The following is a 25,732-nucleotide window of genomic DNA, read 5'->3' on the forward strand; positions in this document are numbered from 1 at the left end:
GTTTTTTTGGGGGCGGGAAGCGTATGATTCCGGCCCCTTTTTTAATGCATCATTTCGTACACTTTAATCAGCTCGGCAATATTTCCCACATTGAGTTTCTGGAAAATCCTTTTTTTATAGGTGCTTACTGTAGACATTTGGATATTCAGCCTGTTGGCAATTTCCAGGTTCCCGTTTCCATCAGCGAGAAGCTTGAAAATTTCGTACTCACGGGAAGATAGCTTTTCTACAGGGTTGTCTCTTTTGTTCTGAATAATAAGACCGATAAGTTCTGCAGGATAGAAGTATCCTTTTTCAATAACAGTTTTTACGGCGTTTTTAATTTCTTCCTCACTGCTTTGCTTGTTCAGATAACCTTCTGCGCCTTCTCTGATGTACTGGATGGCAACATCTTTGTCGTAACCGGAAAATACAAGAATTTTAAGGTCACTCTGTATATCTTTCAGTTCAGGAATCATCTTTTTATATTGGGTTCCGGGCATGTCAATATCTAATATGAGAAGATCATAGCGAGAAAAACCAATCTTTTTCTTTACCTGATCATAATTTTCAGCAAAATCTATTTTCAGCTCAGGATAAGCGGTTTCAAGAACCAGAGAGGTTCCTGCCCTTACTACATAGTGATCATCAGCAATTAAAATTCTTTCATTCATACAAATTAGTTTTTATTGAGAGTTATTTCTACCACAGTACCCTGAGGGACATTTTGCCTGAAATCTATTTCGGCATTGATCTTTTTTACCAGATGGATAACCATATGCAGGCCGAGCCCTTTTCCCTTAAAGCTGGGAGTTTCAAGCTTTGGATTTCTGTACAGCTTCATATAAGTGGCAATCTGGTCTCCGGACATTCCTGTTCCTGTGTCAGTAATGGTGATGGTAGATTTTTGCGGGTTTTCTGTAATGTTTAGCGTGATATTTCCCTGGAATGTATTTTTCACGGCATTATCAAGGATATTGTGGATGATAGCAGTTAAGATACTTTCATTAACTTTAGAAGATACCTTATATCCAGTCATATTGGTGATCACTGTTCCTTTTTCCTTTGCAATTTCACAGAATAACCTGTGCTTGATTTCCAGTATTCTGTTAATAGGATATTCTTTTTCTTCAAATATATTCTCCGCCTTATAAAGTTCCGTGTATTCTTTTAGGTTGAGCGTAAACTGATAAAGCTGTTCCGACGATTTATAAATACTGTCAAAATATTTCTTCTGAAGCTCTACATCATCAGACTCATGGATTTTTTGAGAAAGCATTGCAATAAATCTGATGGGAGTGGTAATATCATGGCTTATGGTTTCTACCAGTTTTTTCTGATATTCCGTTTCTTTTCGAAGATTACTTTTTATCAGTTCCAGATGAATATAGGTTTCCTTTAGCTCGGAATTTTTATTATGGACAATTTGCTTTAATGTTTTATTCCTGATTCTTAAAAAATTGGTCGCCAGCTGAAAAATAACGATGATAAGAAGCAGAATAATGATAACCGCAGACACTCTGAACAGTATAGTCTGATAAAAAGGATGCTCAATAGGTGAAACACTACTGTCTATAGCGTTGCGCCACCTGGGAATGTGCCGCTGGCCGGAAACGTTGAAGTATATGCAAGCAAAAATAAATGCCCAAACTCTCATATATGTGCAAAACTGATCTATACCTTCTGCTAATGCAATAGGCGGTTAATATTAGTATTTGTACAAGTCGAAGTTTTTTTAATGATCGGGAACGATTGAAAATAAATTTTTATCATTGAAGTTTTCTGGTCTATTGTGTTTTATATTTTTTGATCGTGTAAAAATAGTGAAATTATGGCGATAAATAAACATTCCATAATCTGTTTTCTGTAAGTTTTACAATGGTTTGCAGACCAGGAAGCAGAAGATTTATTTTGAAATCTTTCACTATTTCATTAATAGGTGATAAATTTATTTTAAAAATATATTGTTTCAATCTTAATACTGTACCGAATTTTTCTTTTTTTTAAAATTTTTATAAATGATAAAAACCTTAAAATATGCAAGTTTTTTATCGGTTGCAATTTCTCGATTTACTTTTTACTTATTCATTTTTGTAGTAAAAGTTTGACAAAAAACTGAGGTTAATTCTACATGTGATCTTTGTCAGGGCTTATGGATATTCATATTTTTGCAGAAATATTTTCAGAACAATAAAAGACGTTTATAGTCTCATAATGATTCTAAAAACACAAACAGTTTTATTTCCAGGCAAAGGGTCTCTTTAAGGGATCTTTTGATGTTTTATCATTTTTATACCGTCAGAAAAAAATATTCCGGATTTTACATAAATTAAAGTTTAAGGTGTTGATTTTTAAATGTTTTGTAGGTTGGCATTCATTTTGATTGGAGCTATCAAAACACAATACAATGAATAAAGATAATTTTAACTATCTTATTGGAAAAACACGCCATGAAGTGAAAGCTGAAATGGGGGATGGTTTCAATTTTTTTAAAGACAACGTCTGGACTTATCAGGTAGGGGAAACCTGGCTCGGTAAAAAAGTTATTCTGTCCGTTCTCTTTGTTGATAATCACGCGGCCAATATTACCTTACATAAAACTTTTAAAAGCTTTTGAGATCTTCCGGTTTCTATAACAAAAAACCTCCCGGAAATGCTGGGAGGCGAATAAAATTGACTGTATATTGAAGTGTAATTCAATCATTATTTATTATTTTCAAGCCACTTGAGTCTTCGTTCATCCGGAAGGTGTTTCACCTTGAAATTTTCAAAAACAGCATTGAAGCCCTGTCCGTCCGGGCAGGCAGCCATTAAGCCAACCATTACGGGAGTGTTGTCCTGAAGAGGTGCGTTTCTCATCATGATATAATTCCTGTCATCAAACGAATAAAATATTTCCACGGCGTCCAGTCTTCTCACTGCTTTTATCCATACTGCAGGAGGTGTTTTGTCTAACGTGATAACACTCCAGTCACTTTTGTTGTGGGTAACCACGGTACTGAGGTTATATTTTCCGTCTACAAATTCCACTCCGGCTTTAATATAATGCTCTTTGTCTGTTCTGAGCATAAGCCCCATCTGGTCAAATCTTGCCTTGTAATTTCCTGTGATTTTCACTTTAGCCTCAAATTCACCACCATAAGTAGTATAATAAAAAGGCGCATCATCCACAGTAAATCCGTAATGGGATACTCTCCAGTAGTCACTCTGAGGGGTCACAAACATACTCAGACTGTTATTTTTGATTTCCCATTTTTCGGGCTCATTAAACCATGTCATTTTCTCAAGGGTCTGGGCAGAAAATTTTTGAACCAGGAATACGCTACAAAGGCCTAAAAACAATTTCTTCATTCTATTTTGAATAAGTTCTACAGGTAAATTATTATTTTAGCAAAAGTAAAACTAAACCCCAATCGCATCAATACTGATAAATAACCATTATGGAAGTCCGCGAACAGCTTAGCGATAAATTACTGGATAAAGCGTCCAAAAAATGCCTGTTAGACATAGAAATCTATAAACAGAGAGCGCTTACGTATTCCCAGATGGAAGGCGCAATTGCTGTATTAAGTGATATGCAGGCCAACAAAAGCTATATCTACAAATCGGAAGCTGCAGGAGAGCTGGGACTCAGTAAAGGTGAAAATCCTACCGAATTAGACACCATCTGGGAAGAAGAAATGCTGAAAAAGATTCACCCTGATGACCGCCTTAAGAAATATATCCATGAGCTTCGGTTTTTTAAATTGCTGGAAGCTATGGAAGGGGAACAACGTACTGCCTACAGTGTTGTTTCAAAAATAAGGATGAAAGATAAAAATGATGAATACCGTTGGGTGAAACACCGCATGTTTTACATATATTCCCCTTATAACGGCAGGCTGAGGTTTGCTCTTTGTCTTTATAATATTGCTGTTTCTTCATCTGTTACACCAGATTTTATGATTGTCAATACCATAAAAGGAGAAATTGTAGTAAAAGATAAACTTGATTACAAAAATATTCTCAGCCCGAGAGAACTTGAAGTTTTGAAATTTGTAGGGGAGGGCTATGCAAGTAAAGAAATAGCAGACCTTCTTTCCATAAGCATCAATACGGTGAGCAGGCACCGTCAGAATATTCTGGAAAAATTAAAGGTTAAAAACTCTACACAGGCTTTCAAAGACAGCTTTTATTAGCCGGTCAGCATAAAATATCCGAAAAGTTCACCTTGTTATTTTGTCTTTGAATGAGTAAATTTATATCCTGAAGACAGATTAGCAAGAAATCCTACACGATGAAAAGAAGCGAAGAAATTACCCGCCAGTATTTTACTTTTTTAGATAAGCATATCCACGATGTCGTTTCCGGAGCGGTTCCGGAATTTCTGGAACTTAATGAAATTGCAGGCGAACTTGCTATTTCCCATAAGCACCTTACTGATACCGTTAAAAAAGAAACCGGGCAGCATCCATGTTCATTTTATGATGAAAAAATTATAGATCAGATGAAACAAATGCTTACAAATTCCGATAAATCCGTTGCGGAAATTGCCAGAATCTTTACCTATGATCCTTCCAATTTTTCAAAATTTTTCAAAAAAATGACCGGCTTTACTCCCGGAAATTTCAGAAATTCCACAAAAGTCTAAATTGACTACTTTTTTTGTTTAATATTGTTGCAGCAGCAGATTTGCGTTTTATTTTATCTCAGAATAGGGATTTGAACAGAAAACGTGCTGTATTGATAAAGCTGTTTAGTGAATTAAATTGTTAAAATAAGAGAAAAATAATCTTTTATAAATGAGTTGTTTGTGAAAAATAATCACTTTTTTTTATTATTTATATACTAATATTTCTTTATTGTTTGATTTTTTTATTAAATTTAGGTGATAAAAAACTAATTAATTCAAAACAGGAAAACGTTAAAAAAGACAGATGTATATTTAAATACTTTGGTTTCCAGCGAGTAAGAATAAAATATTGTGTCTTTAATAATATTTAATCTTATGAGAGGCGCTGAAGCCTTCTAAATAGTTATATATTTGTTTCTTTTAAACCACACAACAAACAAGATTAAGGATGAGCATCAATTTCACAACAGCAACTATTAAAGACTTTGAGAATATACCAGACAATGATATGGCTCAAAGAGCTGAAATTTTTTATGAATACTTAGACTTTGTAAAGTCTAACGGACACATGAACTACAGACTGAAGAATACTTCAGGAACAAACGCGGTACTCAATGTAAATATTGCAGACCAAAACAGAGAATTTGTCAGTTTTGTATCCAGCGATTATTTAGGGTTTACACAACACCCGAAAGTAAAGCAGGCAGCGATCGAAGGAATAGAGAAGTATGGAACAGGAACCGGAGCTACCCCCCTTATTGGCGGCTACTTTGATTATCACAATGCCTTAGAAAAAAGAATTTCCAGTTTTTTTAAAAGAACAGAAGATGAAGCCGTAGTGTTTACTACCGGTTATACTGCTAATAGTGCTAGTTTACAGTGCTTAATGCAGAAAGAAGATCTTGCCATTTTAGACATGGCAGTACACGCCAGTGTACATGAGGGATGTGCTTTTACCAACAAAAAAACATTTCCGCATAATAATTTGGAATCTTTGGAACACATTTTGAAGGTATCTGAAAATCTGTACCGTACGAAACTCGTTATTGTGGATGGAGTGTATTCCCAGGATGGTGATACCTCCCGTATTAATGAGATCTATAATCTTGTGAAAAAGTATAATGCCTTTCTCATGGTAGACGACGTGCATGGCGTTGGAATCCTCGGAGAAACAGGAAGAGGTACTTTGGAACAGGCTGGATTATTGGATAAAGTAGACCTTATCACAGGAACATTCAGTAAAACGTTTGGAAATCTTGGAGGATATGTCATTGCCGACAAAAAATTGGCAGCCTTTATGAGATTCCATTCCCGTCAGCAGATTTTCTCAGCAACAGCTCCACCATCATCCGCCGGAATTGTTAAAGCCATTGATTTAATTGACGAAGAACCTATCTGGAGAGAAAAACTATGGAATAACATCAATTATTTCAAAAAGGGACTTGACGATTTAGGTTTAGACACAGGAGTAACCTGTTCTGCAATCATTCCTGTAAAAATAGGAGATCCCTATGTAACAGGAGAGGCCGGAAAACTACTAATAGAAAAAGGAATTTATACCAACCCGATTCTTTATCCGGCTGTACCAAGAAAAGATGCGCGTATCAGGATGAGTGTTACAGCAAGACATGAAAAAGAACATCTCGACAAAACGCTTAACGCGTTTGATGATATTAATAAAAAATTGCATATTGCGAAAAAATAATAATTATGCCTAGAAAAGTAGTGCAGGGCCCCATTAGGGACAAAGAAAAAACAAAGCAAAAACTGCTTGCTGCAGTTGGTAAAATTTTAAGAGTAAAAGGATACTCCGGACTAAAAGTAAGTAAAATTGCCGCAGTAGCCGGATTTGATAAAAAATTGATCTATGAGTACTTCGGAAGTACTGACAAGCTGATTGATGAGTATATCAAATCACAGGATTACTGGAGCCAGGTCAACCAGGATGTTGATATGGATTTCTCTGACGGTGGACACGAGCTTACCAAAATGGTTGTGCTGAACCAGTTCGAAAACCTGAAGAAAAATAAAGAACTTCAGAAAATTATCCTTTGGGAGCTTTCAGAAAGTAAGCCCATTCTTAAGAAATTAGTTGAACAGCGTGAAGAAGTAGGAGAAGTTTTATTTGGAAATATCTCAGATCCTTATTTTGGTGAAGGAGTCGCTACAAGACACAGAGCAATTATGGCTTTGATTGTTTCCGGAGCTTACTATCTTAACCTTTATACAGGATATAACGCAAACAAGTTCTGCGGTATTGACCTGAAAACAGAAGAAGGCAGAAAAGAGATTGAAGGCGCTATAGTTGAGTTGATTGACTTTGCATACAGCAAGAAAAAGTAAAGGTTAAAAGTTTTCCGATTGAAACAGAAATGTGTTTTTGTTCATATTTGAAAACTTTTAATTTTCAAATTAAAACTATATTTCTTATTTTTGACCAATGGAAAATTTTATAGTATCTGCAAGAAAATATCGTCCTCAAGAGTTTGATACAGTTGTAGGACAATCCCATATTACGGATACTTTAGAACATGCAATTGAAGAAAGTCAGTTAGCTCAGGCATTACTTTTTTGCGGTCCTCGTGGTGTGGGTAAAACTACCTGCGCAAGGATCCTGGCAAGAAAAATCAATGAGAAAGATGGCTCGGTTTCAGAAGACGGTTTTGCTTATAATATCTATGAGCTGGATGCTGCATCCAATAACTCTGTAGATGATATCAGAGAACTCATAGACCAGGTAAGATTTGCACCTCAGGTGGGTAAATACAAAGTATATATCATAGATGAGGTTCATATGCTGTCTTCTGCCGCTTTCAATGCATTCCTTAAAACGCTGGAAGAACCGCCTGCCCATGCGATCTTTATCTTGGCAACCACGGAGAAACATAAAATTATTCCCACAATTTTATCCCGATGCCAGATCTATGACTTCAAGAGAATTGTCATAGAAGACATCCAGAACCATCTAAGAAACATAGCCGAGAAAGAAAGCATCCAATATGAAGATGATGCATTGTATCTGATTGCCCAAAAGGCAGATGGTGCATTAAGAGATGCTCTTTCTATTTTCGACAGGCTGTCTACTTTTTCCCAGAAGAACATTACGCTGGCAAAAGCCGCCGAAGTACTCAATATTCTGGATTACGACCAGTACCTGAAGATCGTGGATCTCGCTAAGGAAAATAAAATTCCAGACGTTCTTTCTGCATTCAATGAAATTGTAAAAAAAGGTTTTGATCCTCATATTTTCATTGCAGGATTGGGAAATCATTTCAGAGATCTGATGATGGCACAAAATGCTTCTACAATGGAACTCATTGAAGTAGGAGAAAAAACAAAAACTAAGTTTGTAGAACAGGGACAGAAGTGGGCCGCCCAGCAGCTGATAGATGCTATTGAGATCTGCAACCATGCAGATATTAATTATAAAAACTCTAAAAACCCAAGACTTACGGTTGAAATTGCACTAATGCAGCTGGCTTCACTGACCGCTAATCTAGGCGATACTAAAAAAAAAAGTTCCTGATTCTGGCCCCGTTTCTCAGTGAGAAACAGGAAGTCAAAATGCCGGAAAAAGCCCCGGAGCAGAAAGAAACTAAAACAGAGCAACCGCCTGCTGCTTTAGAAAATGTGCAGGCAGCTCCTGTAACCAAGACTTCCAAGCCGTTATCAAGACCTGGAATTTCCTCCGGCTTCAGCATTAATTCTTTCCTGAATAAAGAAGATAAAGTAGAAGAAGCAGAAAATACAGCTGTAAAAACCGAAAATCTACCCCAAAACCATTTTACAGATACAGATCTGCAGATGGAATGGAAAATTATGCTTAAACAGCTTCAGGTAAAAGACAACTTCGTATTTAATGCAGTGAAAACCTTTAAGCTGGAAAAAGCTGAAGAACATAAAATCAGAGTGTTGTTCCCTTCAGATTCTGCGAAAGTAGAATTTGATAAAATAAGTGGAGAATTTTTTAATCATTTTAAAAGAAAAATTCAAAATTATATCATTGAGATAGAATACGTCAGAGACGTTGAAAATCTGAAGATTGAAGTGGTGACCAAGAGAAAAATGTTTGAAAAATTTATAGAAAAAAATCCACTTTTGAAAGATCTTGATGATTTAATGAAGTTTGATTTGACATAATTTTTATATATTTGTCAAATATTTCAGTTGAAAATAGGTTTTCAACAAGAACAAATTGTAACAAGAAACGCTAAAATAAAGACATTTCCAGAATACAATGGAAAAATTGACTAACACATATCAGTCTTTTTTTGCACCCGCTAATTACTTCTTTAGCGGTTATTTTAGTTTTTCTGCTTCTTATTATAGAAATTTCAGAACGTATTACCGATTTTATTGGTACTGTTAACTGAATTTCTTTCCAAAAAATACAGGAGAAGTAGAGCCCTATTATTTTCCTGATTCCTTTAAACAATTTTGAACGGCATTTTTTGAAAAGAATTATAAATTAAATTTTATAATCCAAAGGGCTATTGCTGTCAACGAAAAAAAATATAATAAAAAAACAATAAATTTAGAATAATGAATTTAAATGATTTAAAAAATGAGTGGATCAATGAGCTTACACAGCCGTTAATGATCGCAGGACCATGTAGTGCAGAAAGTGAAGCTCAGATGCTTGAAACTGCTAAAAGGATTAAAGAATCCAATGCCAATGTATCTGTTTTCCGTGCCGGAATCTGGAAACCACGTACCAAGCCCAACGGTTTTGAAGGAGTAGGAGTGATCGGTTTGAACTGGCTAAAAAAAGTAAAAGAAGAATACGGCTTTAAAACAGCTACAGAAGTTGCCAATGCTCACCACGTATTTGCAGCTTTAGAAGCAGATGTGGACGTTCTTTGGATCGGAGCCCGTTCTACAGTAAATCCATTTACAGTGCAGGAAATCGCTATGGCTTTAAGAGGAACAGACAAGCCTGTATTCGTGAAAAATCCTGTTAATCCGGATCTTGCATTATGGATCGGAGCTTTGGAAAGACTTTTAGGCCAGGATATTAAAAACCTTGGAGCCATTCACAGAGGATTTTCAACGTACCAGAAAACAAAATACAGAAATAACCCGAACTGGCAGATTGCCCTTGATTTCAAAAGCCAGTTTCCCAATATTCCAATGCTGATCGACCCTTCTCACATCTGCGGAAACAGAACAGGTCTTGCTGATATCACACAGGAAGCACTTAACGTAGGATACCAGGGAGCTATCATCGAATCTCACTGCAATCCTGATGAGGCGTGGAGTGATGCTTCTCAGCAGATTACGCCGGAAGTTCTTGCAGATCTTATCGGTAACCTGAAAGTAAGAAGCTCTAATCTTGCAGGTTTTGAAGGTGAAATGGGAAGACACAGAACTTTAATTTCAGATCTTGACTTCCAGTTAATTGAACTTCTTTCTCAAAGAATGAAGATTTCTGAGAAGATCGGTAAACTTAAAAAAGAGAATGATATTGCGATCTTCCAGCCTGAGCGTTGGAAAGTGATCACGGAATACGCTAATCAAAAAGCCAAAGAAACCGGAATGTCTCAGGAATTCATTGAAAAAGTTTTCAAAGCGATTCACGAAGAATCTATTGAAGTTCAGAATAATATCATGATAGAAAGATAAGCTGAGATACAAGATAAAAAGCATCACAGCTTTTTACTCAGTTTTCAGCCGGAAATAGTATTTAGGGCTTAGCTGTCAGTATTTAGGAGCATTGAACCATGTGTTTTTGAACCTATTTCCTGAATGCTAAGCCCTAATTGCGTATATTTGCACCAGCATTATCTATGAAAGGAAAAATCATTAAATCTACAGGCAGTTGGTACCAGGTTTTGGAATTGGAAACAAATAAAATTTTCGAGGCCAGAATCAGGGGGAAATTCAAATTAATAAAAACAAGACTTACCAACCCGCTTGCTGTAGGAGATTTTGTCGAGTTTCAGCTCGAACAGGATGAAATTGCATGGATCACGAAAATTGAGCCGCGTACCAATTACCTGATCAGAAAATCAGTCAACCTTTCAAAAGAAGCTCATATTATTGCTTCCAATATTGATCTTGCCTGTTTTATTTTTACGCTGAAACATCCAGAAACTTCATTGGGATTTCTAGACAGATTTCTGGCATGCTGTGAAGCTTATAATATTACCCCCCTTATCCTTTTTAATAAAATGGACGTTCTTCACGAAGAAGAAATTGAAATTGTAAAAGACGTAGAGTTCCTGTATCAGGAAATAGGGTATGATACTTTAGAAATTTCTTCTTATTCAAAGCTGAATCTTGATCAGCTACAGGAGATTCTTAAAGATAAAACTTCAGTGTTTTTCGGCCATTCCGGTTGTGGAAAATCTACTTTAGTAAATGCTTTACAGCCAGGATTAAACTTAAAAACATCTGAAATTTCAGATACCCATCTTAAAGGAAAGCACACCACAACGTTCGCACAGATGCACTTTTGGGATTTTGGCGGGAATGTTATTGATACCCCCGGCGTTCGTGAGTTTGCCATGATCGATATTGAAAAAGAAGAAGTGCAGCATTACTTTCCCGAGATTTTTAAGAAAAGAGAAGAATGTAAATTCCACAACTGCCTTCATGTGAACGAGCCGAAATGTGCTGTTCTTGATGCTCTGGAAACAGGCGAAATTCAGCATTCGCGTTATGCCACATACATTAAACTGATGGATGAGGCAGAAGAAGCTTCCCAAAAATAAAACATAATCATTTCTACAAATTAATTTGATATAGAAAGAGACTTGGTAGGAGAGTCTCTTTTTTTGTTATAAAGTCTGTGAATGTGTTACTCTTTGAATCAGATCATAGTCCCTGCTTTTCTTTTTTACGGATTAGATTTTAAATTGCCGGAAAATGTTATTTTTTTTTGTCACAATTTTTTTGAATTTTAATGAAAAAAAAACTGTTTTTAAATAACTCTACTTTCTGATGTGGCTGTTTTGACATATAACTCCACTTTTGTCATATTTTATGCCTGCCCAAAAGCGGTGTTTTAACAAATATAGCGATTGCGTAAATTGAAAAAAAATAACCAAAATAACTAAATGAGCTTAAAATAAGCCTTTAAAATTATTAAATTGATAAAAATGGGTGTATTTTTTTGAAAATAAAAAACCCAGCCGAAGCTGGGTAAAAACTAATAACCATGAAAACTCAAATTAAACATGAGAATCGCAATAGAATAAACAATTACTGTGCCAAAGATTGGTGTATAATTTCTTAATAAAAGTTATTTTTATGTTAAAAAAAAATTAAAATAAAAATCAAAGATATTTTTTGTAATTTTGCGCCATTAAAAAAATATACATTTATGTCTAACATTACATTCACTATGATTAAGCCTGATGCTGTTGCGGACGGACATATCGGTGCTATATTGGGTAAGATTGCTGAAGGAGGTTTCAAAATCAAAGCTTTAAAATTAACTCAGCTTACAGTAGCTGATGCAAAAAAATTCTATGAAGTTCACGCTGAAAGACCATTTTACGGAGAATTAGTAGATTTCATGAGCTCTGGTCCAATCGTTGCTGCAGTTTTAGAAAAAGACAATGCAGTTGAAGATTTCAGAACATTAATTGGTTCTACTAACCCTGCAGAAGCTGCAGAAGGTACAATCAGAAAAATGTTTGCAAGAAGCATCGGAGAAAATGCAGTTCACGGTTCAGATTCTAACGAGAATGCATTAATCGAAGCTCAGTTCCATTTTTCAGGAAGAGAGATTTTCTAAGAAGATCATCTTACAAAATAAAAAATCCGGAGAATTTTCTCCGGATTTTGTTTTTTATAAACTTGTCTGTTAAAGGTTATTTTCAATAGCTCCTACATTTTCTCTGTAAAGTTCCAGAGGTTTAGTAAGCAGTACAGCAATAACGGTCATTTGCTTATCAAGCTTTTCTTTGGGGATATCAATATAAATAATTCCCGGACGGTCGCTCCAGTAAAGTTTATTGTAAATTGTATGGGAAAGCATTGTACCTTCGCCTACGACTCTGATTCTGGCAATTCCGTTTTTTATACCTTTTAGGGCAACCGGACCTGTAGGCATTCCTTCCACAAATAGATAAAGCGTTTGCTTATCTTTTGATACTGTACTTATCCCGGAGTAATGGCCGTCTGGCAGTCCTTTTTCGGTTTCAAAAAGCGCTTCTGCATGTTTGCTTATCCATTGTAAAGTTTCGGGGTTGGTTTTGGGTGTTGTGGAGATTTTCATATCAAGTCCATCACTGGTCAGTCCTGATGCATTCAGTAGATTGTTACCATTGTAAAGCATGCTGCCAATATTGTAGACGGCTTTCTGAGCATTTTTTTCATCTAATATTTCTGAAAGAGAACATTCTTCTGTTTTAAAATCCTTCAAAAATACAGGCGGAGTTTCAAAGGTAATTTCCACAACGGTAACGTCCTGATCAAATTTCACATTGGACAAATTCAAGGTAAGTGTTTTTCCGGAATTATGGTTCATTGTAATAACAGCTGAAGGATCACCTATGATTTTTGCGGAAAGAGGTTTTGTGGCCAATCCATAAATCTTTGTAAAACTTTTAGCTTCTTCAAGATAAAGGAATAAAGACTTCTTAGAAGAAGAAAACGAAGATTTCCCCTTATAATTTTCAAAAGGAACACCGCGGGTTGTTTCATAAATGGCCTTTTGATTTTTGGAAGTCCATCTGCCTAAGTTTTTCAGAATTTCAATTTGTTCTCCGGGAATCGTGCCGTCCGGTTTCGGACCTATATCAAGCAGCAGATTTCCACCCATGCTGATTACATCTGCCAGAGTTCTGACAATCATATTGGGTGTTTTGTAGGCTTTGTCAAAGGGCTGATATCCCCAGGAATCATTCATTGTATAACAAAGTTCCCAGTATGGATTTTGCGGTGGAAGCACAGGAACTCCCTGTTCAGGAGTATCATAGTCTCCATGATTGTTGAGCCTTGAATTGATAATGATATCAGAATTGTATTTCCTTAGCAAATTAAGTGTCTGAGAGGCTTTCCATTCTTCAGAAGTATGTTCCCAGTCTCCATCGAACCAAAGAAGATCCGGTGAATATTGAGAAGATAATTCGGTGAGCTGATTCTGATAGTAACTGATAAAATGCTGCCAGCGTTTTGGATCCTTTTTGATTTCGTAACGTTTTTTTGTACGGGTGTTGATGTCATAATACGGATGGCTCCAATCCGGTAAGGAAAAGTAAAGTCCCGTTTTTAGGCCCGATTTTTTTAACGCAGCAACAAAAGGACTCAAAACATCTTTTTTGGCCAAAGACTGCTGAGGAACTGTTATTGCATTTTCTGCTTTGGAATTCCATAAAGAAATCCCATCATGATGTTTGGTGGTAATAACAGCATATTTTGCTCCGGACTCCTTGATGAGATTTACCCATTGCTCGGGTTGATATTCTGAAGCCGAAAAACCATTCAGCTGTTTCAGATAATTCTCGTGGTTGATATAATTATTGAAAAATGACCAGGATTCAGAAATCCCATTAACAGAGTAGATCCCCCAGTGAATAAAGATACCAAGCTTGGCATTTTTAAACCATTCCATTTTTTTGCTGTTGTCAGCTGTTTGTACCTGTGCACCAATACTGTTTGCAGATAGTGTTAGTCCAAGGAAAACAGCTTTAATCAGACTGTTTTTCATATAAAATTGTTTTCACATTAAATATAAATAAAGAAACCATTATACGATCAAATCTTTTTACTATTTATTGATGAATGATAGTAAAACGTTGCCTATTATTGTATTTTTATAAATGGAACGCTTATTGCAAATTTTATCTGAAAAATAGAGATTATGAAAATTCCAGTAGTATTAATGACGAGTTTATTGGCAGTAGGGGTTTCTGCACAAACTACGAAGCCCGCCAGTAAAATGAAGAAGCCGGTAAAGAAGGTTAAAAAAGAGACGGTGGCCAAAACACCGGAAAAGCAAAAACCAGAAAAGCCTGCAGTTATTGTGAAAAGAGACAGCGTTATTCCCCGCGGTTATGGCTGTCCGGCATGTGGAATGGGATAATCATGAATAAACCGCTGTTAGGAATATCAATGATGGCAGAAGCAGATTTTGTTTCTGCTCTTTTGCCGTTACTGCAAAGTAATTCTGTAGACGTGTTAGAATGGTCTTTTGATACGCTTTATCATAACCATGAACCTGTATGGCTTTGTGATCTCCTGAATTTTTATGCTGATAATGAGCGTTTGATAGGTCATGGGGTTTATTATTCGCTGTTTGATGCAAGATGGACAGAGAGACAGGAAGATTGGCTGAAAAAACTTAAGGAAGAGGTTGCTTTGCGGCGGTACAATCACATTACGGAACATTTTGGTTTCATGAATACGGAAAATTTTCATCAGGGTGTACCGCTGCCTGTATCATTACATGCAAAAACCTTAGAAATAGGAAAAGACAGGCTGTACAGACTCCAGGATGCTGTCAATATTCCTGTGGGTATTGAGAATCTTGCCTTTTCGTTTGGCATAGATGATGTAAAGGAGCAGGGGGCTTTTCTTGATAAGCTGATTGAAGATACGGATGGCTTCCTCATTCTTGATCTTCATAATATTTACTGTCAGGCCTGCAACTTTGGGATAGAGATTCAGGAAATAATGGATTGGTACCCATTAGATAAAGTCAAAGAAATTCATCTTTCCGGAGGGAGTTGGCAGGAGAGTGTTTATGGGAAAAGGCCGGTGAGGAGAGATACCCATGATGACAGTATTCCCAAAGAGCTGTTTTCTGTTTTGCCTTCGGTAGTATCACAATGTCAGCATCTTGAGTATGTCATTATTGAAAGATTGGGACATACATTGAAAACTGACGAAGAAAAAAATGATTTCCTGACTGATTTTAATCGGGTTAAAAAAATTATTGAAGCGTCAGATTGGAAAGGGGAACAAAAGAAGAACTGGAAGAAGAAAGAAATAAAGCTCACCGAAAAACCTTTGGAAGACAGGGTTTTGTTCGAAGAACAGTCAAGACTGACCCAGCTTCTTTTTGACCATGTTGATGCTGCCGTTATAAAAGATGTGGACTTTCATTACTTTAAAACAGAAAACTGGGATCTGGAAATGATTCTTACTGCCCAGAATATGATTAGAAAGTGGAATCCTTACTAATCCTTACCACCACCTGATAACCAAAATAAATTATATGAAAATGACAACACTTGTACTGATCATTACTGCTGTCCTCACTGCTCTGATAGGAGGACTTTTCTATGCTTATTCATGTTCCGTTGTGCTTGGATTGGGAAAACTTTCTGATACAGAATATCTTAAAGCTATGCAGAGCATCAACAGGGAAATTCTCAATCCTGTATTTTTTATCAGTTTCATGGGAACAGCGGTCTTTCTTCCCCTATCTGCTTTTCTGTTTCGGGGACACCCGCCGGTTTTTACTTTTCTTCTGCTGGCGGCGCTGGCCTATCTGATAGGGGTCTTCGGAGTGACTGTTGGCGGGAATGTTCCTATGAACGATGCTTTGGATAAGTTTGATATTTCCAATTCTACAGTGGAAGCCATCAGACAGATGCGTGATAACTTTGAAAACAGATGGAATTTTCTTACTACTATAAGAACGGTTTTTTCCGTTGTTTCAATCATTTTTGTAGTCTGCGCCTGTGTATGGAACAGGGATATCTAAATAGATTAGGTAGAAATACGGAATCGTAAGATTCAGTATTTCTACGGATGTACAGCAGTCGTTTTATTCAGATCTTTGTGTTGTTAGCAAGACAAAACAGATCTTAACATGCCGAATGTTGAGAAAAGATTTATAACCACGAAGACTTTAATTTCAAACACGAGAAAAGGCAGCCACTGGCTGCCTTTTGTGTATGATAAAGATGATTTCGCTTAAATCTTTAAAAGCTCAATCGTTCTCTCAGGATTTTCTGTTGAGAAAACAGCGTTTCCGGCAACAAGAACATCCGCACCGGCTTCAAAAAGCTTGGAAGCGTTGTCCAGATTTACACCGCCATCTATTTCGATAAGCGCCGTAGAATTGTTGCTTAAAATCAGATCTTTAGTTTCAGCAATCTTTTTGTAAGTGTTTTCAATGAATTTCTGACCTCCAAATCCTGGATTCACACTCATCAGCAATACAAGATCGACATCTGCAATAATGTCTTCAAGCAGTAATACCGGAGTGGATGGGTTTAAAACAACACCCGCTTTTGCTCCTTTACTCTGAATATGGTGAATGGTTCTGTGAAGATGAGTACAGGCTTCATAATGAACGGAAATAAGATCAGCACCATGATTGATGAATTCATCAACATACTTTTCGGGTTCTACAATCATCAGGTGAACATCAACAAATTTTTTGGCATGCTGCTGAACTGTTTTCATCACCGGAAAGCCAAATGAAATGTTAGGAACAAATCTGCCGTCCATTACATCAACGTGGAACCAGTCGGCCTGGGAATTATTCAGCATTTCAATGTCTCTTTGCAGATTCCCAAAGTCTGCAGATAAAAGGGATGGAGCAATAAGCTTCGTTTTCATTTTTACTTTTTATACTTTTTATTTAGCTATAAGATGCTAGATCTCAGATTTTAGATCTTAAAGAGCAGAAGTACATGTATTCATTAGAGTCTGATATCTGCTGTCTCATATCTGAAATCTCAATTAATGATATTTCAGTTTCATTTCCGGTTTGATCTTAAGAATGGTTTCATAGATCAGTTTAATGACATTCCCTACATCTTCTTTAGCAACCATTTCTACCGTGGTATGCATATAACGCAAAGGTAAAGAAATTAACGCACTTGGTACTCCGCCGTTAGAATGGGCGAACGCGTCTGTATCAGTTCCTGTTGCTCTGCTTGCCGCAGCTCTTTGGAAAGGAATTTTTTTAGACTTTGCCGTGTCAATAATCAGCTCTCTTATGGTATGATGAACGCTTGGGGCGAAGAATACTACCGGTCCGGCGCCACATTTCTGATCACCTTCCTTTTTCTTTTCGATCATTGGGGTAGTGGTATCATGGGTAACATCCGTTACAATGGCGATATTGGGTTTTATGGTATCAGCAATCATATCTGCCCCGTATAAACCTACTTCTTCCTGTACAGAGTTGGTAATATAAAGTCCGAAAGGGATGGATTTTTTATTCTCTTTTAAAAGTCTTGCTACTTCAGCGATCATAAAGCCACCGATTCTGTTATCCAGCGCTCTGCAGACAAAATACCTGTCGTTCATTTCAAAGAATTCATCCGGATAAGTGATCATACATCCTACAAAAATTCCCATTTCTTCAACTTCCTTTTTAGAAGTTGCACCACAGTCGATGAAAATATTTTCAATTTTTGGAGTAGGCTCATTTTGATTGGTTCTGGTATGAATAGCCGGCCACCCGAATACTCCTTTCACAATCCCATTTTCTCCGTGGATATGAACCACTTTTGAAGGGGCAATTGTTTGATCTGATCCTCCGTTTCTGATCACATAGATGAGTCCGTCATCTGTAATATAGTTAACATACCACGAAATTTCATCAGCATGGGCTTCAATCACCACTTTAAACTCGGCTTCCGGATTGATAATCCCATAACAGGTACCATAATGATCTACTTCTATTTTATCAACATAAGGTCTGATATAATTCATCCAGACTTCCTGTCCCTGGTGCTCATAACCGGTTGGTGACGAGGTATTTAAATAATTTTCTAAAAATTTCAAAGATTTCTTTTCAAATTTCATAAAAAGGAATGATTTTTGCGTTCAATTTTTGTTCTTATAAGTGTAAAAATAATGAATTTTAGTAAGATTATCTGTCTTTTTATATTCTTTTTTGGAGTCAGTGTTTTTGGCCAAAAGGATGGTATAGTGGCGAAACCGCTCAATCAGTATCCGCCTGAATCTTTGAAAGTGGATGAATTTGGCAATAAATACTATTACGATGAACAGCAGAAGATCAAAGTTTACGAGATCAACGGCGAACCTGTAGTGGTATTGGATGAGCTGGTGTTGGTGAATAAACCAAGATTTAATAATCAGCTGGATAAGAACTACTATTATTTCCTTAATAAAAAGCTTTACAGGGTATATCCGCTATTTGTGACTGCACTGAAGCAGTACAGAGATATTCAGTTAGATATGAATGATATGGACAGTAAGGCGAAAAGAAAATTTGTAAGGGAAAGGCAGAATATACTTGCTGATCAGTATGAAAAGCAGCTGAGAGATCTTACTACTACAGAAGGGCAGGTGTTTGCAAAGCTTATGAACAGAGCTACCGGAAAAAATGTATTTGAAATAATCAAAGAACTGAGAGGAGGATGGAGTGCATTCTGGTGGAATGTAAAAGGAAAAATGGCTGATATTGATCTGAAAGACCGCTATGATCCGCACAACAACAGAACAGACGAGTTTATAGAATCTCTGCTTCAGTCTAACTGGAATTCAGGCTATCTGCAGCCTTACCCGGGAGCGAATGATTTTAAAATTAAAAAATAATATAAATTCCTGTAAGTACGCTTACAGGAATTTTTCTTTTAATTTATCAAAGACAATTTTATCTACCGGAAGAGGGAAAGGGTTGTCTGGACGGTCTATATCAATCCATTCCGTTTTTTCAATACACGGATCCAGAATCAGGAAATCTTCCTCGTTTACGATGTCAACTATATAATAGATGGTAAGAAGCTGCTCGTTTTCTCTGAAACGCGAAACCAGAAAATTTTCCTGCGTATAGAAATGTTCCAGAACATTGATCTTCACATTAAGTTCTTCATCAAACTCACGATGCAGACACTCCAGAACTCCTTCACCGTATTCCAGTCCGCCACCCGGAAATTTCATTAAAGGTTCGCCGGCATATTCCTCAAATAAGGTCAGAACTTGTTTATCTTTTACCGCACATGCATACACTCTAATGTTGATCTTATCTATCATATATATAATGTATAATATTTTGTAAAGCTAATGTAAGGAATTTTGTTGAGAAAAAGCTGGACGTCCGAAGCACTATACCAGAAGTTTAATACTATATATTTTCTGCTATTTAAAATAAAAAATCAATTAATTAAACAGTAGGTTGTACGCATCCATCTTCCAGGCTCAAGCTTTCATTCTACAATTTAAAGGCATTAATCATCTCTCTTTTTCCCGGAGGCCCCTGTTTTTTTTCTACCTGGAAATTCAGTTCCTGCAGTATTCTTCGAACACTGCCTTTAGAAGAGTAGGTAGTTAATAATCCGTTAATGGCCATTTTGTCAGAAACCATTTCGAATAATGGTTTTTCCCAAAGGTCAGGCTGCACTCTCGCCCCAAAACAGTCGAAGTAAACAAGATTGATTTTGGGTATATCAATGTCTTTCAGGTCAAAAAAATCACATTCTATCTTTTTTAAGTTGAATCCGCTAATGATTTCTACTGACTTTTCCCAATCTGCCAGATGAATTTTCTGATAAATATTTTTAAACGCCGGGTTGTCAAAAAGCTCAAAATATGCCAAATCCTTAACTTCCGATTCATTTATGGGATATTTTTCCAGCGAAAAATAATTAATGACATGATTTTTGTCAGTTTTTAAATATTCATTAATTGTCACCAAAACATTCAAACCTGTTCCAAAACCGAGTTCTAAAATATTAATTTCGCAATCATTGATTAAATTTAATCCATTTTTGATAAACACGTGTTCTGCTTCCTGAAGTGCTCCGTGATGAGAATGATAGTTTTCATTTAAATCATTGATAAACAATGTTTTACTACCGTCGTTTGTGGTCTTTATTTCTCTTTTCAAGCTATTTTTTTGTCAAATTTACTCTAAAATTTTTATATTTAGAAAATTATGTTAAATTTGTAGAACATCGTAAAAATTTTAAAAAATGATAATTCAAAAAACTGAAAACTCCAGAATTTCTACATTTGACCCTAATAATTTTTCATTTGGTGGTACTTTCATTGATCATATGATTATATGTGAGTACGAAGACGGAAAATGGGGAGATGTAAAATTAGTTCCTTACGGTCCGATACCATTTACACCAGCCATGATGGGGGTTAACTATGGACAAGCTTGTTTTGAAGGTATGAAAGCCTATAAAGACAAAGACGGGCAGGTTTTCCTTTTCAGGCCTGAAAAGAATTTTGAACGTATCAATAAATCGGCTAAGCGTCTTGCTATGCCTGAGGTAACAGAAGAAATGTTTCTAGATGGTTTAAAAGCATTGGTAGATATGGATAGAGAGTGGATTCCACAGGGGGAAGGAATGTCACTTTACATCAGACCATTGATCTTTGCTACAGAAGAAGCTTTGAAAGCAAGAGTTTCTAATAAATATATGTTTGCCATTGTTGCAACACCAGCGCAGAGCTATTATTCTGAGCCGGTATCTGTAAAAATCTCTGATCATTATTCAAGAGCAGCAAATGGAGGGGTAGGTTCTGCTAAAGCAGCGGGTAACTATGCTGCTTCATTTTATCCTACGCAGTTAGCCATTGAAGAAGGTTACGAGCAAATTATCTGGACAGATGATGCTACCCACGAATATTTCGAAGAGAGCGGGACAATGAACGTATTTGTAAGAATCAATGATACGATTTATACCCCTCCAACGTCTGAGAAGATCCTTGATGGAGTAACAAGAGACAGCTTTATCCAGTTAGCTAAGAAAAGAGGAATTGAAGTAAAAGTAGAACCAATTGCTGTGAAAACGGTTATTGAAGCTTTGAAAAATGGTTCCCTTAAAGAAGTTTGGGGAGTAGGTACAGCAGTAGTAACCACTCAGTTCCAGGCTTTAGGATATCAGGGTGAAAAACTGGAGCTTCCAAGATTATCAGATGAAGAAAGCTATGCTGCACTTCTTAAGAAAGATCTGGTAGACCTTCAGAACAATCTTTCTGAAGATCCTTTCGGATGGAGAGTGATTGTAGATCATGTTCTTGTAACAGTATAACAATATGTAAATAACAATATGAAAGCCGGGTTTTCCCGGCTTTTGAATTTTCTTAAAAACTGAAACTTAGCTTAATTATTTCAATTATTTTGCTGAAGTGGAGGCGGGATTTTTATTCCTGTTAAATTGTTCTCCTAAATACCGGATAAGTTTTGTAATTAATTCGCGAAATGTGTATTTTCGCAGAAGTTTATGAAAAAAATACTCTTCATATCAGCCATAAGCATGTTAAGCTGCAACAGAAATGCACAGACGGCACATCCACCTGTAGGGGGTGTTTTAAGCCAAAAAGATCTGGATGTTTCTAAAAACAGGATGAAAAATCTTAATACCATAGAAAGAGGCCAGATTCAGGATTGGATCAGCGGCCAGTCTGTGAAGTATTATCCTACGCAGCTTAATTATTGGGTAACGGTGGAAGGTTATGATCAGAGAGAAAGAAGAAAAGACGAATCTTTGATTTCTTATTCTTATGATCTTTACGATTTTGACCAAACTAAAATCTATGACCAGCCTTTTGAAAGGAGAGATGCCAGATTCGGGCACTTTGATGAACTGAGAGCAGTGGAGAACGCTTTGCGTTTTATACATGATGGAGAGGAAGTAACGCTTCTGGTGCCGTCTTCTCTGGCCTACGGAACTTACGGAGACGAAAAGAAAATAGACAACGACATTCCCTTAATCATAAAATTAAAAGCATTATAATACATGAAATTGTTTAACAAGAATATAATTCTGGCAGCGGCAAGTATTTCGCTGATGAGTTGTACCCCAATTTATAAAAAAATGAACGTAGACAAAGAAACTTACGAAGGTCTTAATGACGGACTTTATGCCAATCTTCAAACTACAAAAGGTAATTTAATTGTAAAATTTGAAGACAAGAAAGCACCAGTAACTGTAGCCAACTTTATCGGTCTTGCAGAAGGGAAAATCGACAACAAAGCTAAGGCTAAGGGAGTTCCTTACTATGACGGAACTATTTTCCACAGAGTAATTAAAGATTTCATGATCCAGGGAGGTGATCCTAAAGGAACAGGAGCAGGTGATCCGGGATATAAATTCGAGGACGAAAGAAACGACCTTAAACACACAGGTAAAGGAATCCTTTCTATGGCAAACTCTGGACCTAATACTAATGGTTCACAGTTCTTCATCACTGAAGTGGCTACGCCTTGGCTAGACGGAAGACACACGATCTTCGGAAAAGTGGTAAAAGGTGAGGATGTGATTGATGCCATTGCAAATGTTGAAAAAGGAGCTCAGGATAAGCCTAAAACAGACATCGTTTTAGAAAAAGTTTCTGTTTTCAGCAAAGGTGATGAGTACAAGCACTACGATGCCGCTAAAACTTTCAACGAAGGAAAATCTAAAATCGCTGAAAATAATAAAGCTTTTATCGCTAAAGAAGAAGCTGAGAAAAAGAAAAAAGAAGAAGAGTTCAAAGCAAACCAGGAAAAATTAGTTGAAAACCTAAAAGCGGGTATGCAAAAAACTGAATCAGGTCTTTACTATAAAATCACAAAAACAGCTGATGGTAAAGCTCCAAAAGCGGGTGACAATGTATCTGTACACTATGCAGGTAAATTGGTAGACGGAACTGAATTCGATTCTTCATTCAAAAGAAACGAGCCAATCGAAATTCCAATCGGAATGGGAAGAGTAATCAAAGGATGGGATGAAGGAATCCTGTTACTGAAAGAAGGTGAAACTGCTACCTTATTGATCCCGCCGGCAATGGCTTACGGAGAAAGAGGAGCAGGAGGAGTAATCCCGCCAAACTCATGGTTGGTTTTCGATGTTGAGCTTGTAAAAGTAAAATAATTGAATCTTTTAAGATATGAAGCCGCCCCGAAAGGGGCGGCTTTTTTATTCAACGTAAATACTTCTGTAACGATTTGTAGAAGGTTACGACCCATCTGATATCCGGAAATTTATGATTTTCCGGTCAAAAGCAATTTAAATTCGTAACACCATTCAATAATGAAAACCAGATCACTTCTATTTCTGTTTGTTCTTTTGTCCTGTATGACTTTTTCACAGACCAAGGCAAATCCTGACGATGCAGCGGTAAAAAAATCACTTACTTATTTTGTAAACAGTATTAAATCCAAACAGATTGATCAGGCGGTAGGCTGTATCTATCCAAAATTCTTCACCATCGTTTCAAAAGAGCAGATGACACAGATTTTGAATATGACCTATAATAATCCTTTCATGAAAATTGAAATCCAGGATTTAAAGTTTGGAGATATTGAAAAACCCGAACTCATCACCGGTGAGTATTTTTCTATTACCCACTATTTTTTGAAGCTGAAATGCAATGTCAGCTCATTAAACGATGAGATGAAAAAGAAAATGAACAGCGCTTTAACGGCCAAATACGGGTCCAATAATGTGAAATATCTGCCCAGCGAAGGTTCATATCTGATCAACGCCAGCATGAAAGCCTGTGCGGTTTCAAAAGATAAAAAGACATGGAAATTTGTTATTCTGGAAAAGGAATATAAAAAAGAACTGGTAAAAGTATTACCGAAGAAAGTTCTTGATAAATTTTAAAGGGGTAAGCCGTAAACTTTAATTTTTTGTTTCCTGAAATACCGTAGAAATACGGATTTCGGCAAGGATTTATTACGTCTATCTTTATCCTGCACTTATAAGAAACAAAACAGAAAATATGTTTGATCTGAATTACGACCTGATAAAGAAAGAAATAGAATCGGAAGTTTGTAAAGAACATGGTCTGCATCCTGAATTGGTAAAAACAGATGAAGGATTCGGAATAAAAGCCTGCTGTGAACCTTTCAGAGAAGAACTTGTTGAAAAATCCGGAAAAATGATTGAAGAAGAAACGAAAAAGATCCTTGATGAAATGATGAAGGATCTGTTTAAAGAATAAATTTTTACGATGTGACGATAGCACGAGTTGTTGTCGCGAAGGCTGCTCCGGATGGGGTGGCTTTTTTTGGGGAAATGTTATAGAAATACGGTTTCCCGTAAGGAATTTGATTTAGATGTTTTTAATTTCGTTAAAAAATATGGCAAAAAATGTTACCAAGTATTGTGTTTTCTTAGGATCGCCAAGTGATTTGGAAGAGGAAAGGCTTGAAGTAGAAAATGTTATTAAAGAGCTTAATGTTATTTACGGGAATAGAAATAATTTAATCATTGAATTATTAAAGTGGGAAACTCATTCTGCACCAGGTATTACAGAATCTTATACACAAGATATTATTAACAAAGATATTGGAGATGATTATGATATTTTTATAGGTCTGATGTGGCAAAAGTTTGGAACTAAAACAAATGTCGCGAACTCTGGGACTGAAGAGGAATTTTTAAATGCACTAGAGAGATTTGAAAATAAAGAAAATATTCAAGTACTATTCTATTTCAAAGATAAATCCCCTCTTAGCCTAGCAGATATAGATCCTGAAGAATTGTTGAAGATCAAAAAGTTTAAAAATATCCTTAAAAAAAAGAATGTTTTTTACGGTTCTTTCAATGATTCAGATGAATTAAAGACAAATTTAAGATTGCATTTACCTAAAAGAATTGATAATTTAATAAATAACTCAAAAATTATTGATGATTTTGTGGTCATAGATAATGATATAAATAGTGATTTAGTTTTAGAAGATGATTTTGGTTTGTTTGATTATTTACTTGAATTTGAAAGATTATTAGCTAATTCTACAGAAGCTTTAACGAAAATAAATGAAAGCACAAATAATATTGCTGAAGAGATGGGAAAGAAAGCTGATGAAATACAAAGAATTGCTCAATATCCTAATCCTAATAAAAATTTAATTATTGAATTATTTAAAAGGATATCAAAAATAATGAATGATTATTCAGAAAGAATAAAGCTTGAAAATGTTGTTTTTTATAACAATTTTAAAGATGCTATGGATATCGGATTGAAGTATATTAATAGTATGGAATATTTAGATAAAGATCAGTATAAAGAAAATTTAGAATCAACACTGGAGGCTACTGAATATCTACAGGAGAATATACCATCAGCGATTAAAGGAATGTCAAATCTTCATAATTCTGTTAAATCGCTTCCTAATTTACAATCAAATCTTAATGCTTCAAAGAGAGGATTGGATAAACAATTAGAAGAATTTATTTTTAATTTAAAAAGAGTAAATAATTTAACAAATGAGTTTATAAATGAAATAAAATATAAACTTTCAAGATTAGAATAATTCTG

General features: G+C 36.0%; 28 protein-coding genes. 20 read left to right on the top strand and 8 right to left on the bottom strand.

Going from position 1 to position 25,732, the window contains the following annotated elements; genetic code table 11:
* Positions 1-41: 41 nt before the first annotated feature.
* Both BLW74_RS07135 and BLW74_RS07140 read right to left on the bottom strand, forming a co-directional pair.
* Positions 42-653 (bottom strand): response regulator, encoded by a 612-nt coding sequence (locus BLW74_RS07135; protein WP_089691018.1) that lies wholly within the window; start codon positions 651-653, stop codon positions 42-44.
* A 5-nt stretch (positions 654-658) separates the two neighbouring features.
* Positions 659-1,636, bottom strand: coding sequence for a sensor histidine kinase (locus tag BLW74_RS07140; protein WP_089691019.1), 978 nt, complete (start codon positions 1,634-1,636; stop codon positions 659-661).
* Between the two features lie 750 nt (positions 1,637-2,386).
* Between BLW74_RS07140 and BLW74_RS07145 the strand changes: the two genes are divergently transcribed.
* Positions 2,387-2,596, top strand: a complete 210-nt coding sequence (locus tag BLW74_RS07145) for a hypothetical protein (protein WP_089691021.1) — start codon at positions 2,387-2,389, stop codon at positions 2,594-2,596.
* Positions 2,597-2,682: 86 nt separating this feature from the next.
* On the opposite strand, the gene BLW74_RS07150 is transcribed toward BLW74_RS07145, so the two are convergent.
* Positions 2,683-3,330, bottom strand: coding sequence for a DUF1349 domain-containing protein (locus BLW74_RS07150; RefSeq protein ID WP_089691023.1), 648 nt, complete (start codon positions 3,328-3,330; stop codon positions 2,683-2,685).
* An 89-nt stretch (positions 3,331-3,419) separates the two neighbouring features.
* Here BLW74_RS07150 and BLW74_RS07155 point away from each other — a divergent pair, with 89 nt between their 5' ends.
* The 9 genes from BLW74_RS07155 (at position 3,420) to BLW74_RS07195 (ending at position 12,332) form a co-directional block, all read left to right on the top strand.
* A complete protein-coding gene (locus tag BLW74_RS07155; protein WP_089691025.1) occupies positions 3,420-4,157 on the top strand; it encodes a response regulator transcription factor in 738 nt (245 codons plus the stop codon).
* Positions 4,158-4,255: 98 nt separating this feature from the next.
* Positions 4,256-4,609: a helix-turn-helix domain-containing protein gene (locus tag BLW74_RS07160; protein WP_089691027.1), complete on the top strand. Its 354-nt coding sequence runs from the start codon at positions 4,256-4,258 to the stop codon at positions 4,607-4,609.
* 430 nt (positions 4,610-5,039) lie between these two features.
* Complete coding sequence (locus BLW74_RS07165; protein WP_089691029.1) at positions 5,040-6,296, top strand: aminotransferase class I/II-fold pyridoxal phosphate-dependent enzyme; 1,257 nt, start codon at positions 5,040-5,042, stop codon at positions 6,294-6,296.
* A gap of 5 nt (positions 6,297-6,301) precedes the next feature.
* Positions 6,302-6,934 (top strand): TetR/AcrR family transcriptional regulator, encoded by a 633-nt coding sequence (locus tag BLW74_RS07170; RefSeq protein WP_047375406.1) that lies wholly within the window; start codon positions 6,302-6,304, stop codon positions 6,932-6,934.
* Positions 6,935-7,031: 97 nt separating this feature from the next.
* The gene (dnaX, locus tag BLW74_RS07175) at positions 7,032-8,117 is read left to right on the top strand and encodes a DNA polymerase III subunit gamma/tau (RefSeq protein ID WP_089691031.1); all 1,086 of its coding nucleotides are present in this window, start codon (positions 7,032-7,034) and stop codon (positions 8,115-8,117) included.
* Positions 8,118-8,155: 38 nt separating this feature from the next.
* A complete protein-coding gene (locus tag BLW74_RS22665; protein ID WP_227413239.1) occupies positions 8,156-8,731 on the top strand; it encodes a hypothetical protein in 576 nt (191 codons plus the stop codon).
* A 402-nt stretch (positions 8,732-9,133) separates the two neighbouring features.
* Positions 9,134-10,213 carry a chorismate mutase gene (locus BLW74_RS07185; RefSeq protein WP_089691033.1) on the top strand — a complete coding sequence of 360 codons (1,080 nt, stop codon included), beginning with the start codon at positions 9,134-9,136 and terminating at the stop codon, positions 10,211-10,213.
* A gap of 164 nt (positions 10,214-10,377) precedes the next feature.
* Entirely contained in the window at positions 10,378-11,304 is a 927-nt protein-coding gene (gene rsgA / locus BLW74_RS07190; RefSeq protein WP_089691035.1) for a ribosome small subunit-dependent GTPase A, read from the top strand.
* 611 nt (positions 11,305-11,915) lie between these two features.
* Positions 11,916-12,332: a nucleoside-diphosphate kinase gene (locus BLW74_RS07195; protein WP_089691037.1), complete on the top strand. Its 417-nt coding sequence runs from the start codon at positions 11,916-11,918 to the stop codon at positions 12,330-12,332.
* Between the two features lie 69 nt (positions 12,333-12,401).
* On the opposite strand, the gene BLW74_RS07200 is transcribed toward BLW74_RS07195, so the two are convergent.
* On the bottom strand, positions 12,402-14,249 hold the full coding sequence (locus tag BLW74_RS07200; protein WP_089691039.1) for an alpha-L-fucosidase: 1,848 nt from the start codon (positions 14,247-14,249) through the stop codon (positions 12,402-12,404).
* 153 nt (positions 14,250-14,402) lie between these two features.
* On the opposite strand from BLW74_RS07200, the gene chrA reads away from it, so the two are divergent.
* The 3 genes from chrA to chrI are packed head-to-tail and all read left to right on the top strand — an operon-like array spanning position 14,403 to position 16,250.
* Positions 14,403-14,624, top strand: a complete 222-nt coding sequence (gene chrA / locus BLW74_RS07205; RefSeq protein ID WP_089691041.1) for an MNIO class RiPP chryseobasin precursor ChrA — start codon at positions 14,403-14,405, stop codon at positions 14,622-14,624.
* A gap of 2 nt (positions 14,625-14,626) precedes the next feature.
* Positions 14,627-15,724 carry an MNIO family chryseobactin maturase gene (gene chrH, locus BLW74_RS07210; protein WP_167358395.1) on the top strand — a complete coding sequence of 366 codons (1,098 nt, stop codon included), beginning with the start codon at positions 14,627-14,629 and terminating at the stop codon, positions 15,722-15,724.
* A 34-nt stretch (positions 15,725-15,758) separates the two neighbouring features.
* Positions 15,759-16,250 carry a chryseobasin maturation helper ChrI gene (gene chrI / locus BLW74_RS07215; RefSeq protein ID WP_089691045.1) on the top strand — a complete coding sequence of 164 codons (492 nt, stop codon included), beginning with the start codon at positions 15,759-15,761 and terminating at the stop codon, positions 16,248-16,250.
* Between the two features lie 212 nt (positions 16,251-16,462).
* Here the strand turns inward: chrI and rpe are convergent, their stop codons facing one another.
* Together rpe and chrP are read right to left on the bottom strand one after the other, a co-directional pair.
* Complete coding sequence (rpe, locus tag BLW74_RS07220) at positions 16,463-17,113, bottom strand: ribulose-phosphate 3-epimerase (RefSeq protein WP_089691047.1); 651 nt, start codon at positions 17,111-17,113, stop codon at positions 16,463-16,465.
* A 123-nt stretch (positions 17,114-17,236) separates the two neighbouring features.
* A complete protein-coding gene (chrP, locus tag BLW74_RS07225) occupies positions 17,237-18,310 on the bottom strand; it encodes a chryseobasin maturation metalloprotease ChrP (RefSeq protein WP_089691049.1) in 1,074 nt (357 codons plus the stop codon).
* A gap of 51 nt (positions 18,311-18,361) precedes the next feature.
* Between chrP and BLW74_RS07230 the strand changes: the two genes are divergently transcribed.
* Complete coding sequence (locus tag BLW74_RS07230) at positions 18,362-19,066, top strand: DUF4294 domain-containing protein (RefSeq protein ID WP_089691051.1); 705 nt, start codon at positions 18,362-18,364, stop codon at positions 19,064-19,066.
* A 21-nt stretch (positions 19,067-19,087) separates the two neighbouring features.
* On the opposite strand, the gene BLW74_RS07235 is transcribed toward BLW74_RS07230, so the two are convergent.
* Together BLW74_RS07235 and mnmD are read right to left on the bottom strand one after the other, a co-directional pair.
* A complete protein-coding gene (locus BLW74_RS07235; protein WP_089691053.1) occupies positions 19,088-19,504 on the bottom strand; it encodes an NUDIX domain-containing protein in 417 nt (138 codons plus the stop codon).
* Positions 19,505-19,682: 178 nt separating this feature from the next.
* Positions 19,683-20,357 carry a tRNA (5-methylaminomethyl-2-thiouridine)(34)-methyltransferase MnmC2 gene (gene mnmD, locus BLW74_RS07240; protein ID WP_089691055.1) on the bottom strand — a complete coding sequence of 225 codons (675 nt, stop codon included), beginning with the start codon at positions 20,355-20,357 and terminating at the stop codon, positions 19,683-19,685.
* 85 nt (positions 20,358-20,442) lie between these two features.
* On the opposite strand from mnmD, the gene BLW74_RS07245 reads away from it, so the two are divergent.
* The 6 genes from BLW74_RS07245 (at position 20,443) to BLW74_RS07270 (ending at position 25,727) form a co-directional block, all read left to right on the top strand.
* Positions 20,443-21,513, top strand: coding sequence for a branched-chain amino acid aminotransferase (locus BLW74_RS07245; protein ID WP_089691057.1), 1,071 nt, complete (start codon positions 20,443-20,445; stop codon positions 21,511-21,513).
* Positions 21,514-21,705: 192 nt separating this feature from the next.
* Positions 21,706-22,218, top strand: a complete 513-nt coding sequence (locus tag BLW74_RS07250) for an FKBP-type peptidyl-prolyl cis-trans isomerase (protein ID WP_089691059.1) — start codon at positions 21,706-21,708, stop codon at positions 22,216-22,218.
* 81 nt (positions 22,219-22,299) lie between these two features.
* Positions 22,300-23,337, top strand: a complete 1,038-nt coding sequence (locus BLW74_RS07255) for a peptidylprolyl isomerase (RefSeq protein ID WP_227413269.1) — start codon at positions 22,300-22,302, stop codon at positions 23,335-23,337.
* A 159-nt stretch (positions 23,338-23,496) separates the two neighbouring features.
* Positions 23,497-24,072 carry a hypothetical protein gene (locus BLW74_RS07260; protein ID WP_089691061.1) on the top strand — a complete coding sequence of 192 codons (576 nt, stop codon included), beginning with the start codon at positions 23,497-23,499 and terminating at the stop codon, positions 24,070-24,072.
* Between the two features lie 118 nt (positions 24,073-24,190).
* Positions 24,191-24,412, top strand: a complete 222-nt coding sequence (locus tag BLW74_RS07265; protein ID WP_089691062.1) for a hypothetical protein — start codon at positions 24,191-24,193, stop codon at positions 24,410-24,412.
* Between the two features lie 139 nt (positions 24,413-24,551).
* Positions 24,552-25,727, top strand: a complete 1,176-nt coding sequence (locus BLW74_RS07270; protein WP_089691065.1) for a DUF4062 domain-containing protein — start codon at positions 24,552-24,554, stop codon at positions 25,725-25,727.
* Positions 25,728-25,732: the final 5 nt, after the last annotated feature.

Origin of the sequence: Chryseobacterium culicis, from assembly GCF_900108365.1 — a bacterium.
GTDB classification, from domain to species: domain Bacteria; phylum Bacteroidota; class Bacteroidia; order Flavobacteriales; family Weeksellaceae; genus Chryseobacterium; species Chryseobacterium culicis.